The sequence below is a fragment of the Ruegeria sp. HKCCD6157 genome, from assembly GCF_013110685.1.
Taxonomy (GTDB): domain Bacteria; phylum Pseudomonadota; class Alphaproteobacteria; order Rhodobacterales; family Rhodobacteraceae; genus Ruegeria.
In genome coordinates, this window is the sequence record NZ_WVRB01000003.1 from 341,259 (window position 1) to 353,636 (window position 12,378).

Here is a 12,378-nt window from a genome sequence, read left to right on the forward strand (position 1 = left end):
GACTGCCAGAACCGGCCCGAACGGGCCGGTTCAATCAATACCCACTGGGAGGACGGGCTTCATGTCACTTTGGGCAGACATTGGCGCAATATTCAGCGCTTTTCTCAGCCAGGATTCTTTCGAGATTCAACTTGCTCTGGAATCCGACGCCGCTTGGATCGTCGGTGCGGTCGTTGCCGCGATCGGGGGTTTGCTGGTCATGCTGATCTATCGCAAGGTGCCGTTGATCGAACGTCATCTGGAACGGTCGGTCATGGTGTATTCTTATCTTGCCATCGCGCTGATCATTTTCTGGGGCGTGATCGACCGGTTTGTCTTCAATGATCAGGAACCCTGGTCCACGACCATTCCTCCGCTTCTTTTCATGGTGATGGCCTGGTTTGGAGCGTCCTACAACGTACGCTTGCGCACGCATCTGAGTTTCAGTGAATTCCGCACCGCTATGCCCCGCGGCGGGCAATTGGCCTGCCTGTTTCTTGACGCGGTACTGTGGTTCATCTTTGCGGTGATCGTTATCGTGACCACCTCGCGACTGGTGGCGCTTTCGGCCTCGAACTTTCAGATCGTTCTGGGCACGGACAATATCATGCAGTGGTGGTTCCTGCTGGCTGCACCATTGTCATTCTTCTTGATGGTCGGTCGCGTGTTTCAGAACCTCGCCGATGATTTGCACAACTGGAAAACAGGCGAGCCGCTGATCAAGCAGGCCGTGATCGGGGCAGACTGATGACAGACGGAACACTTGTTACACTGATCTCGTTGGGGGTCACCTTTCTGTTCATGCTGGGCGTGCCGGTGCTGCTGGTCATCGGTTACTGGGTCATTGGATGTTCCTTTGTCCTTGGTTTGACGCTGGACAATATGGGGGCCGAACTGCTGAACGTCTTCAACAAGGGCTTCGCCCTGTTGGCAATGCCGCTGTTTATCCTGACCGGAGATCTGATCAACAAATCCGGTATCGCGCGAAGGCTCAGTGATTTTGCCTATGCCTGTTTGGGCTGGATACGCGGCGGGCTGGCAATGGCGTCGCTGGGTGCCTGTGGGCTGTTCGCGGCGATTTCCGGGTCGAACTCGGCCACGACGGCGACCATCGGGTCGATGCTGCACCCCGAGATGGTAAAGGGCGGCTATGACGAACGGTTCAGCGCCGCGACCGCTGCTGCGGGCGGCACTGTCGGTATCATCATCCCCCCTTCGATCATCTTCATCGTCTATGGCTTTCTGATGAACCTGCCGATTTCCGAATTGTTCGTGGCCGGTATTCTGCCCGGTGCGCTGATGGTCATCGGGATGCAACTGGCATGCTGGATCATCTGCCGCATGAACGGGTGGGGCTATCTGATCCCGCTGCAATTGAACCGGGTGCTGAAAACCGCCTTTGGTGCCTGGCTCGGCTTTTTCGCCATCGGTCTTGTGCTCTGGGGCATTTATACCGGCAAGTTCTCTCCGACAGAGGCCGCCGGCGTGACCGTGGGCTTTTGTGTCATCGCGGGGCTGGTCAGCTACCCGATCAACCGCATCATGGGGGCCCGGAACGATATACCGCCAACCGAAAAGAGCTTCGCTGAAATGTTCGTGGTCGAAGGGTTCACGATCCCAGAGATCCCCTCAATCGTCATCAGGTCTGCCCAGATTACGGGTATCCTGGCCCCGTTGATCGCAATTTCGGTGGTGATGCAGCAGATCCTGTCCCTGCTTGGCGCACAGGAAACAATCGGAAACTTCGTGACCTCCATGGGGGGGTACCATGCGGTTCTGTTCACATCGATGGTGATCGTCTTCTTTTCAGGCATGGTGCTGGAAAGCCTTCCGGTCACCATCATCCTGGCCCCGATCCTTGCGCCGATCGCAGCCTCGGTTGGAATTGATCCAATCCATTTCTCGGTCATCTTCCTGGTCGGGGCGTCCATCGGGTTTATCACACCACCATACGGGCTTAACCTGTATGTCGCTTCAGGCGTGACGGGCGTGCCGTACTTCCGGTTGCTGCGCTATACGGTGCCTTACTTGGTGTCCCTGCTATCCGTCTGGATATTGGTGTCGCTGGTCCCCGAACTGGCCTTGATCCTTCTGCCAAATAACTAGAATGTTGAAGGATGGCCGAGACTGATACTAAAGACAGAGAAACTCAGATTCCCACCAACCTGCGCCTGTTGCTGATCCTGGAAGAGGTGGCACGGCGCGGCGTTGCGGTCAAACCCTCGGATCTGATCGATGCATTGGGATTGGCCAAACCCACCATCCATCGTTTGCTGCAAACGGCAGAGGCAGAAGGGTTCCTGCAACGCGATCTTGACGGACGGTCTTATGGTCCGGGCAGACGATTGCGGCTGTTGTCCGTGAATACCATGTCCGCCGAACACCTGCGGACTGCGCGTCTCGCCATCCTGCGCGGTGTGGCCGACGAAGTGGGCGAAACCTGCAATCTGGCCATCCCGGATCGCGAAGGCATGATCTATCTAGACCGGGTGGAAACCAAATGGCCGTTGCGGATTCAATTGCCGATCGGAACCCAGGTGCCGTTCCACTGCACGGCCAGTGGCAAGATGTACCTTTCCACCTTGCGTCCCAAAACTCTGAACGGGTTTCTGTTAGCCGGAAAGCTGAAGGAGCAGACCGCCCGTTCTTTAACAAAGCCGAAGGCCCTGCTGAGTGAAATCGAGATCACGGCCGAGCGGGGATTTTCCACCGACGACGAAGAATTCATGGCGGGCATGGTGGCGATTGCCGTACCGGTGCAGGACGCGCAGGGCAGGCTGGTTGCCACGCTTTCAGTTCATGCCCCGACGCAACGGCATGACGTCGGCAGTCTGAAGTCATTTCTCGACACCTTGCGCCGGGGTGCAGAAAAACTGTCGCAGCTGTTGAGCGAGTAAGTGGCGCACCGGGATAATCGGCAATCGAACAACAACAGGGTTGTGTTATCAGGCCCGGACTGTGTTCCAAAGCTTCATGATCGCCGAATGCCCGCTGAGATCCACCGTGACCTGACAACTCGGGCGATTGGTTTCGCTCAGTTTCCCCAGGCGAGATTGAACGGTGGATTACGTCCTCACAAATATAGAAAACCCATGATCAGGCCGACAGTCATTCGTGGCCGTGATTTCTTGGATGCCACAAACCCATTGCGGGGTTTGTTTGTTTTCCAATAGATCGCCGGGGTACGCCAATAGGTGTCGTACCTAAGCGCCCAGCATCTCAAGAACGGCGTCGCGTTCTGACAGGACAAGCAACAAAGCAAGATCGCCCGGCTCAAGTTGTTTAAGAATCCTGGCCGCGGCCTGAGAAGGGGATTGGGCCCTTTGGATCTGATCAGCGTTGTATCCGTGCTTCAAGGCCGTCCCTTCGATCAGGTCCGGGATTTCTCCCAACGCCCGGCCTCTCAGATAGCCTTCCAGTTCGGCTGCAACGATTACGTCAGGTTGGAATTTCAAAGCCGTCGCGGTAACGTCCCGAATGTCCTGATCCGATCTGTCGCCCGCATGGCTGAGCATGATAAAGCGACGTTTTGCCGGAAGTCCTGACAGCGCTTCGCACACGGCAGAGATCGAGTGCGGGTTATGTGCGAAATCTACAAAAACACGGGCGTCATGATAGTTGAACTCGTTGCAGCGCCCCGGATTGTCCTTTGCATCGGGTTTGAAACCGGCCAATCCATCTCGCACTGCCTGAAGGGGTAGGTCCAGCGCCAGAGCAAGGCACATGGCGGCCAAGGCGTTCAGGGTGTTGTATTTCGCCGCCCCGCCCATGGTCACGGGCACGTTTGACACGGCAATCACCGTCTTTTCGGAAGTGCCATCGAAAAACACGATATTTTCCTGCTGCACATAGGCGCAGCATTTGTTGGAATCGCGCGCGTCACGGATCAGATCCGCTTGTGCATCCAAGGAAAACCACCAGATATTTGCTGACGTGTTTTTTGCCTCGGCACGGACATACGCATCATCAGCGTTCAGAACCAGCACGCCACCATCGGTAAGTGTGCGATGCACGGCGAATTTCGCCTGTGCCAGTTCCGGCACGGTATTGACGCCGTACTGTCCCAAATGGTCATTCGCAACATTTGTGACCGCGGCCGCCGAGGCCGCACGCGTTGGCAGGCCACGGCGCAGAATACCCCCGCGGGCCACTTCAAGGCAGGCGATCTCAAGGCGCTTGTCGCGCAGCAGCATCCGGCCGCCACCCGGGCCCGAGTAATCACCTCGGTCAAGAATATCGTTGCCGACCCGCACAAATTCGGTCGAGGTCAGCCCTGCAACTTTGCCCGAAGCCCGCGCGATCGCCTCAAGCAACCGGGTCGTCGTGGTCTTGCCATTGGTGCCGGTGATGAACGCAACTGGAATGTTGTGAAGGCTGGACCAGTCCACGTCATCAGGGACGGGCAGGGCATCAACCGGCCAGACCTGACTACCTGTACCGTGCCCGATTGAAACCTCATCGTCGTCGCACAGAATATCCACGCCATGCGCCTCGGCCGCTGCGATCAGATCGATCAGGCGCGGATTGGCTTCTTTGACCATAACAGTTTTGACATCGGCCACCATTTGATCAAAGTCACCGGGAGTTGCATCCAACAACTCGGCGGCACAGAAGTGCCACGCCGTCTGCACCGCGAAGATCGCCGAATACAGCTGATCCATTGGTGCGGAAATCGACAGATTTACACCGCCAGTGAATGTGCGATGGGTCAAATCCTGATCCGTCCATCCCAGCGCGTCCAGCACTCGCCGGGCGTTTTTTTCCCACAGGGCCGAGACCGTGGATGGATCAATTCCGGTGAAAAATACATCCATCACCGCGCCGGGTTTGTTCCATAACAGGCCAGGGCCCGTCAGACGCCGGGCATCGTCGACCTGAATATGATCAGCGGTCGCGTTTATTATGGTCAGCGCGGTTTCAAGCTCTTCAATCCGGTCCATTCCGGTGCCCTCGCTCAGTCCGCGTCTTCGCTGTTTTCACGCGCTAGGCGCACACCGCGCTCGTCCCTGATCAAATTCTGATCGTCTTCGAACATGTCCTCGAAGGATGTGTCGACGGCCGTGGTCTTTGGTACAGCCTCGGCATCTGGGGTTGCACCGTCAGAGCTGAAATAGATGATCTGTTTCCAGCAGCGCGTAGTGTCGTCGCCGAAAATTACCAACAGATCCCCCGGTGCCGCTTGTTGCAGCCCGGCATTTACGGCCTCGACCTCATCCGGGATAACCGTAATGGATGCGTCGTCAACGCCATTGTCAATCAGTGCCTGACGCATCATCCGCGGTACTTCATCATGTCCTCGGCCTCTGCGGCGGTCATCGGCCTTGCAGATGAAATGGTCAAAATGCCCGGCCAGCGCGGCAGCTCCGTCGATGATATCTTCATCGCGCCGGTCGCCGGGCATGGCAACGACACACAATCGGCGACCTTTGATCTCCAAATGATCCGCCAACGCGGCCATCGCGTTGAGAGCGGCGGGGTTGTGGCCGTAATCCAAGATGACCTTGAACGGATGTTCGTCATAGACGTTCATGCGCCCCGGCGCCTGGAAATAGCTGGTATCGAAGGTGCGTAACCCATGCCGGATGTTGTCCAGATCGACCCCGAAGCTGTAGGCCATGGCGGCAGCAAACATGGCGTTTTGAACGTTGAAGATCGCTTTGCCTTCCAGTGCGGCGGGGATCAGATGCGACCACAGGACCGGAATGTGAAGTCCGTTGTCATAGATCGTCAGCATGTCTCCATTCATGCCTTTTTCCAGAACAATGGCCTTTCCACCCGCCTTGATATGTTCCTTGACCAGGCTGTGGCCGGGGTTGGTCGTGACGTAGAAAATCTGATCCGCCCCGGCGTAGTCAGCCATTTTCAGACAATTTATGTCATCAGCATTCAGAACCGCAGTATCCGTCGCGCTTTCCACCACCACGCGTTTCACCACGGCCAGTTCCTCGACTGTGTTTATGCCGCCAAGGCCAAGATGGTCGGCCGAAACGTTAAGGCATGCCGCCACGTTCGAGCGCTGGTATCCCAGACCAGACCGCACAAGCCCGCCGCGCGCGGTTTCCATCACGGCAAAATCAACCATCGGGTCGCGCAAGACGATCTGCGCGGATTTTGGCCCGGTCATGTCACCCTTGACGCTCAACTTACCATCGACATAGACCCCGTCGGTCGAGGTCATGCCAACGGTTTTGCCGCTGGTCTTCATAATATGGCCCAGCATTCGGGACGTCGTCGTCTTGCCGTTGGTGCCGGTGATCGCAGCGATCGGAATGCGGGTTTCCTCATTGGCTGGAAACAGCATGTCGATCACTTTGCCGGCTACATCGCGCGGTTGTCCTTCGGATGGCGCCACATGCATGCGGAAACCGGGTGCTGCGTTCACTTCGACAATGGCACCGCCGATGTCTTTGTAGGATTTGGTGATGTCATCGATCAGGAAATCGACGCCGCCAACATCCAGTCCAACCGCCATTATGGCTCGTTCCGCCATGTCGCGGTTTTCGGGATGGACCACATCTGTCAGGTCGATCGCAGTGCCGCCGGTCGAAAGGTTTGCCGTCGAACGCAGATAGAAAATTTCACCGTCCGGCAAGACGGTCTCTTCGGTTACGCCTGCGGCATCCATAAGGCGCCTGGCCTGAGTATCGATCTCGAGCATGGTCAGCACTTTTTCATGCCCGATGCCCCGACGCGGGTCTTCGTTCACGATATCGACCAACTCGGCAATCGTGTGCGTACCATCACCGACCACATGGCCTGGAACTCGTTTTGCCACCGCAACAAGCTTGTTGTTCACCACAAGCATCCGGTGATCGAACCCGGTGACAAAGCTCTCCACCAGAATGGCGCGGCTGCGGGAATGCTCCTTTGCTTCGGCGAAGCCAGCCTCGACCTCTTCATCCGAATTCAAATTGATCGAAACGCCCCGCCCATGATTGGCGTTCAATGGTTTGACGACCACCGGATGGCCAATGCGCGCCGCAGCACGCACAGCTTCGCGGGCGGAATAGACCATGCGCTGCTGTGGAACCGGCAGGCCAAGATCGTTCAGCAGGTTGTGGGTATCTTCCTTATCGCAGGAAATCTCGACCGAGATATGTTTGGTCTCAGACGTAATCGTCGCCTGAATGCGTTTCTGGTATTTGCCGTGCCCGAATTGCACCAGCGAGCCAGAGTTGAGTCTGATCCAGGGAATGTCGCGTTCTTGCGCCGCCTTGACCAGCGACCCGGTCGACGGGCCGAATTCCTTGCGCTGTGCGCGCAGAACAAAGCTGCGCAGTTCGTCGTCCCAGTTAAAGTCCGGGTCGAAATCGTAATCCACCAGATCTTTCAGGGATTGAGGCAACAGATTCATCAGCAACCGCATTGCCAGCTTCCCTGCGTCCAGCCCAACGTCGCGCTGACGGTATTCATACACCATGTTGTACTGGCCCGGCTCACCTGTGCCGCGTGTCCGGCCAAAGGTCACGTCAGTGCCCGCTACGTTCTGAACCTCGATGGCACAATGTTCCAGAACGTGACCAAGCCACGTGCCTTCGTCTTCACGCAGACGGCGGATTAAACCTCCGGGTTCGCGGTAGGAACAGCCATGCTCCGCAAGGCCAGGAAGCGCTTCGATCAGCGCGTCGATAAACTCGGAACCAATTTTTGCCGATGGCCACTCTTCCAGAATACCCAGGTCGATGACGTGGCGAATAACGGGGAAACTTGCCCAGACATTCGGGCCGACAAAGACATTGGTCGAGATTATTTTCATGAGGCTCCCCGTTGGTTAGCTTTTATTCCCCCCGTTGGCGGCCTCTTCCCCGGACAAATCCGGCAAGGTGCAGAACGCCAAATGCTCATCCGGCGGAAAAGCCTGGCGAGCCGTCAGGTCATAACGGCACCCTTCACCCAGAACGTCAAGCCGAAGTCCCAGAAGGCTAAGCGCTTCGCCCCGCCGGGCATCCCACATTGATGAATGAGTCAACTGACTGGCATCCACGACAGTAACCGAGCCGCTGCCGATGACTTCAAAGACATTGTCGGGCCCAATGAAGGCGGCCGTATCTTCGTCAATTCCCAAACCAATCAAAAATGGGTTGAAAGATGAAGCCGTTAGCAGGCGACCCAGACGATTACGCTGGGTGAAATGCTGATCGATGATGACGGCATTAGTCAGGCCCATACCTGGTGCAAGTGTAATGTTGCCTTCCGCCGGGGCCGAGTTGCTGCTGCCACCGGCAACCATGTGTTCAGACATGATCGAAGCACCCGCCGAAGTTCCGGCAACCGGAACACCGGCTGCATTCCGCCGGCGGATTTTTTGGGCGACCAGAGTTCCCCCAAGAATCGCTGACAGGCGCAACTGGTTTCCACCTGTCATGAAAACTCCGGTCGCTCGATCAAGCATCTCGACATACTCGGGGTTGTCGCAATCCGCCCTGCGCGAGATAGGCAGGAACTCTACTTTGCCCGCACCCAGTTCGGAAAAGATACGGTTATAATCGGGCCCGGTTTCTTCCAGCATCGAGGCTGTCGGGATCACGACGATGTCGGCATCGCTGCCGCCGGAAAGCTCAACGAACTTGCGATGGATCTGCATTTCCTTGACGCGATCTTCGCCGCCCCCGATCGGGATAATGAACCCGCGTGGGGTCTCTGCATCAATGGGTGCAGGGCACATGTGTTAACTACCTTCCGGTGCTGAAGCGGGCAGTCACCGGGGACCGCGCGGACGCTTTGAACTGTTCATGCATGCCACGTCGGGCTATCGGGCTTTAGCGGACATGCTGCTCCCCCCCGGCCATCACATGCCGTACAGCAAGGTTTTCGTCAAGAACCACCAGATCGCCGTCCATTTCCGCCTTCAGGCGCCCATTGCGATAGGGTTCTAGCACATCGGTCACGTTTGAGGTGAATGGCGCACGCGCATCGAACAGGGACATTTCCCGATCTATGAGGTTGCTCGAAGTCACGGATGGCCTCCTGCCGAAACGCGTCGGATCGCCATCATGGAAACGATACGCGCGTTGCCGCCGCCCTGGCGACATTCACGACAACCCATCTGCATCGAAACGACCGCCGCAGCGTCTACATCGAAACCCGCAGCCTGAACACTGCTTCAACATATAGGAAAAAACAAACACCCGGGACTGGTCGTCCCGGGTGGTGTTTTTGCGGGCTATTCAAGTTTTTTGCCCGACAACTATCCAGCCACACTCAGATGTCGAATTTGACGCCCTGTGCCAGTGGAAGTTCGGCAGAGTAATTCACGGTGTTGGTCTGTCGGCGCATATAGGCTTTCCACGCGTCCGAACCGCTTTCGCGCCCGCCGCCGGTTTCCTTCTCTCCACCAAAGGCGCCACCGATCTCTGCCCCTGAGGGCCCGATATTGACGTTGGCAATTCCGCAATCGGATCCGGCTGCGGACAAGAACTGCTCGGCCTCGCGCATGTTCAGGGTAAACACGCAGGATGAAAGGCCTTGCGGTACGTCATTCTGAAGCTCTACCGCGTCGTCGAAATCGTCATAGCCCATTACGTAGAGGATCGGCGCAAAGGTTTCGGTTTTCACGGTCGCGGTCTGACCCGGCATTTCGACAATCGCAGGTTCCATGTATACGCCTGCCGGAACGCCTTCGGTAACGCGGCTGCCGCCGAACACCGAACCGCCTTCCGCTTCGGCCGCTTTCAAAGCGGCGGTCATCGCCGCGCCCGCGGCTTCGTCCACAAGCGGCCCAACCAACGTGCCGTCTGTCAGAGGATTGCCAATGGGCAGACCCGAATAGGCTTTTTTCAGACGGTTCACCAGTTCTTCGCGGATCGAGTTGTGCACGATCAAGCGACGCAGCGTGGTGCAGCGTTGACCGGCGGTACCAACTGCCGAAAAGACAATCGCGCGCACAGCCATCTCCAAATCAGCCGAAGGGCCGACGATCATTGCGTTGTTGCCACCCAGTTCCAGAATGCACTTGCCAAAGCGCTGTGCGACGATGGGGGCAACAGCGCGGCCCATGCGGGTCGATCCCGTGGCCGAGATCACCGGAACATCTTCACTGGCCACCAGTCTTTCTCCCAGATCGGCGCCACCGATAAGCGTTTGCAGCAGACCGTCCGGCGCATCGCCAAATCGGGCCAGGGCGCGTTCGAAAACCTTTTGACAGGCCAGCGCCGTCAGCGGGGTTTTTTCGGACGGTTTCCAGATCACCGGATCACCGCATACGATGGCCAGAGCAGCGTTCCACGACCAAACCGCGACCGGGAAATTGAACGCGGAAATCACACCAACCGGGCCAGCAGGATGCCAGGTTTCCATCATCCGGTGGCCGGGACGTTCGGACGCGATGGTCAGACCATAAAGCTGACGCGACAGGCCGACGGCAAAGTCACAGATGTCGATCATCTCCTGCACTTCGCCCAGACCTTCCGAGGTGATCTTGCCTGCTTCCCAACTGACCAGAGCACCCAGATCATCCTTGGCCGCGCGCAGCTCTTCACCCAACAGGCGGATCAGTTCACCCCGGCGCGGGGCGGGCACCACGCGCCATTCCCTGAACGCGGCCTTTGCACGGGAAAAGATGGCGTCCATGTCCGAGATCGGCGTCTCGTGCACTTCGGCCAGCAGGCTTCCGTCAATCGGCGACGTGACCTTGAGCGTGCCGCCTTTGAGTTGGGCCTCGGTCAGATCCAGGTTTGCAAGCGTGGTTTGGGCTGTCATTACGATGTCTTTCATATCTCAGGCCGCCTTGTTCTGTTCGGTGACGTCGCCAGCGCGATACAGCTGGCCAAACTCAGTGTTGAGGAAATCGTCCAGCTTGACCTGTTCCTGCCGGACAAAGCCTTTCGAGGGCAGCGCTCCGATCCGCATCAGATCGACCACCCCCAGCACGCCTGCGGCGGTCGTGACCTGAATGGCGCTCCAGACCTGTCCATTGATGGTGCGGGCAAAGGATTTGTTGATCAGGGACTTTTCGCGCAGCACGCCATCAATGACGCCTTTTGCGGTGCAATATACCAGTACCACGTCCTGATCGGTGCGGGGCAGGGCGGCCTCGAATATCTCTTTCAGCAGGTCGCGGCGGCGTTCCAGTCCCAGATCGTTCAAAAGCAGCTTCAGGATATCGCAATGACCCGGATAGCGGATCGAGCGATAGGACACATCCCGCGCCTTGCCCTCCAGCGTTTCCGGCAACGTGCCCAGACCGCCAGAGGTATTGAAGCATTCGTATTCCACGCCGTCATGGCCCAGAATCTCGTAGTTCTCCAACGGCGCGGTCTTGACCAGCTTGCCGTTCACGATGGCATCGCATGGGTTGCAATATTCGTTGATCAACCCGTCGGTGGACCAGGTCAGGTTGTATTTCAGTGCGTTGGTCGGATAAAGCGGCAATGCCCCCACCCGCATGTGCAGGCTGTCAATCTGGTCAAACTCCGCCGCCAGCGAAGCTCCGGCGATGCCGACAAAACCTGGCGCCAGACCGCATTGCGGCATAAACGCAGTTGCGCTGTCCCCGGCCAGTTCACGTACTGCATTCGTTGCCGCAACATCTTCGGTCAGGTCGAAATAATGCGCGCCCGCCGCTTTGGACGCTTTGGCGATGGAAGGGGTCAAGAAGAACGGCGCTGCCGAGATGACTACGTCGAAACCGGTCAGTTCCCGGGCCAGCCCGTCCGCGTCATTGGCATCGATCTGTCTGGTTCCAATGCCCATCTTCGAGATATCACCAAGCGCTTTTAGATCGTGATCAGCGACCGTCACAGAGTAATTCGGCGACCCTTTCAACAGGGTTGCAATCATCTGTCCGATCTTTCCAGCGCCGACAACGCACACATTCCAGGACATAAAGATCTCCGCTGTTTCCCATCCTGTTCCAAGCGTGACGCGCAGCCTCGACAATTCATAGGTGTCAATTTGACGAATTGATGCATGTGGCCGTCATATTGGCGGAAAATGAGATATTTTATCGGAAGCGCAATTGCCGGCCATGTGTCGCGACAGGTCCTGCCACGTGCCAACGTGGCCCTTGGCCGATTGCGCCGTGACCTTTTGTCTTGTGGCGCCCGACACTTGGGAAGCTCCACGTTCTTGAGCGATTCCAATAACTTGTTTTCTGACTGCCGGGCGCAACAGTCCGGTGATCTTGCAAGGCGACTGATCCGCTTCCATCCGGGCCTCGGAGCGCTTCCAAGTATGCGTCACACGCGGAATTTTGAGCGATGTTTCTCGTTTGCGACATGGCTTGGTCAAATCGAACAACTTCTTGGCATAGCTCGGCTGCATGGTACGCCCAGCGGTCGCCGGAGAAGGCTGTGAAGCTTGGTCGTGGCCGCCTTGTCGCGTGTTGAACAAGGGCAGGTGTTGCATTGATCGCGTTATGTCCCAAGCCTGAAAACTCCGCCTGTTCCGAGAAGGGCGTTG

The 12,378-nt window shown here is 57.4% G+C and carries 9 protein-coding genes; 3 read left to right on the top strand and 6 right to left on the bottom strand.

Annotated elements, in window-relative coordinates:
* Window positions 1–61 precede the first annotated feature (61 nt).
* From GS612_RS13420 to GS612_RS13430, 3 genes are read left to right on the top strand one after another with little or no spacing between them, the layout of a single operon-like run.
* Window positions 62–727 carry a TRAP transporter small permease gene (locus GS612_RS13420; RefSeq protein ID WP_152460474.1) on the top strand — a complete coding sequence of 222 codons (666 nt, stop codon included), beginning with the start codon at window positions 62–64 and terminating at the stop codon, window positions 725–727.
* Window positions 727–2,085, top strand: a complete 1,359-nt coding sequence (locus GS612_RS13425) for a TRAP transporter large permease (RefSeq protein ID WP_171205791.1) — start codon at window positions 727–729, stop codon at window positions 2,083–2,085. The genes GS612_RS13420 and GS612_RS13425 overlap by 1 nt, the downstream gene beginning before the upstream one ends.
* Window positions 2,086–2,096: 11 nt before the next feature.
* Window positions 2,097–2,876, top strand: a complete 780-nt coding sequence (locus GS612_RS13430; protein WP_171640973.1) for an IclR family transcriptional regulator — start codon at window positions 2,097–2,099, stop codon at window positions 2,874–2,876.
* Between the two features lie 306 nt (window positions 2,877–3,182).
* Here the strand turns inward: GS612_RS13430 and GS612_RS13435 are convergent, their stop codons facing one another.
* The 6 genes from GS612_RS13435 to GS612_RS13460 all read right to left on the bottom strand — a co-directional run bounded on the left by GS612_RS13435 (window position 3,183) and on the right by GS612_RS13460 (window position 11,802).
* Complete coding sequence (locus tag GS612_RS13435; protein ID WP_171640975.1) at window positions 3,183–4,919, bottom strand: Mur ligase family protein; 1,737 nt, start codon at window positions 4,917–4,919, stop codon at window positions 3,183–3,185.
* Between the two features lie 14 nt (window positions 4,920–4,933).
* The gene (cphA, locus tag GS612_RS13440; protein WP_171640977.1) at window positions 4,934–7,735 is read right to left on the bottom strand and encodes a cyanophycin synthetase; all 2,802 of its coding nucleotides are present in this window, start codon (window positions 7,733–7,735) and stop codon (window positions 4,934–4,936) included.
* Window positions 7,736–7,750: 15 nt separating this feature from the next.
* A complete protein-coding gene (locus tag GS612_RS13445; RefSeq protein WP_152460469.1) occupies window positions 7,751–8,644 on the bottom strand; it encodes a cyanophycinase in 894 nt (297 codons plus the stop codon).
* Window positions 8,645–8,738: 94 nt separating this feature from the next.
* The gene (locus GS612_RS13450) at window positions 8,739–8,936 is read right to left on the bottom strand and encodes a hypothetical protein (RefSeq protein WP_171640979.1); all 198 of its coding nucleotides are present in this window, start codon (window positions 8,934–8,936) and stop codon (window positions 8,739–8,741) included.
* 244 nt (window positions 8,937–9,180) lie between these two features.
* On the bottom strand, window positions 9,181–10,677 hold the full coding sequence (locus GS612_RS13455) for an aldehyde dehydrogenase family protein (RefSeq protein WP_171641049.1): 1,497 nt from the start codon (window positions 10,675–10,677) through the stop codon (window positions 9,181–9,183).
* 18 nt (window positions 10,678–10,695) lie between these two features.
* Window positions 10,696–11,802: a saccharopine dehydrogenase family protein gene (locus GS612_RS13460; protein WP_171640981.1), complete on the bottom strand. Its 1,107-nt coding sequence runs from the start codon at window positions 11,800–11,802 to the stop codon at window positions 10,696–10,698.
* Between the last annotated feature and the right edge of the window lie 576 nt (window positions 11,803–12,378).

Bases quoted from the DNA above. Each gene is read 5' to 3' on its own strand.
- GS612_RS13420 (WP_152460474.1), top strand. From the start codon at position 62: ATGTCACTTTGGGCAGACATTGGCGCAATATTCAGCGCTTTTCTCAGC.
- GS612_RS13425 (WP_171205791.1), top strand. From the start codon at position 727: ATGACAGACGGAACACTTGTTACACTGATCTCGTTGGGGGTCACCTTT.
- GS612_RS13430 (WP_171640973.1), top strand. From the start codon at position 2,097: ATGGCCGAGACTGATACTAAAGACAGAGAAACTCAGATTCCCACCAAC.
- GS612_RS13435 (WP_171640975.1), bottom strand. From the start codon at position 4,919: ATGGACCGGATTGAAGAGCTTGAAACCGCGCTGACCATAATAAACGCG.
- cphA (WP_171640977.1), bottom strand. From the start codon at position 7,735: ATGAAAATAATCTCGACCAATGTCTTTGTCGGCCCGAATGTCTGGGCA.
- GS612_RS13445 (WP_152460469.1), bottom strand. From the start codon at position 8,644: ATGTGCCCTGCACCCATTGATGCAGAGACCCCACGCGGGTTCATTATC.
- GS612_RS13455 (WP_171641049.1), bottom strand. From the start codon at position 10,677: ATGACAGCCCAAACCACGCTTGCAAACCTGGATCTGACCGAGGCCCAA.
- GS612_RS13460 (WP_171640981.1), bottom strand. From the start codon at position 11,802: ATGTCCTGGAATGTGTGCGTTGTCGGCGCTGGAAAGATCGGACAGATG.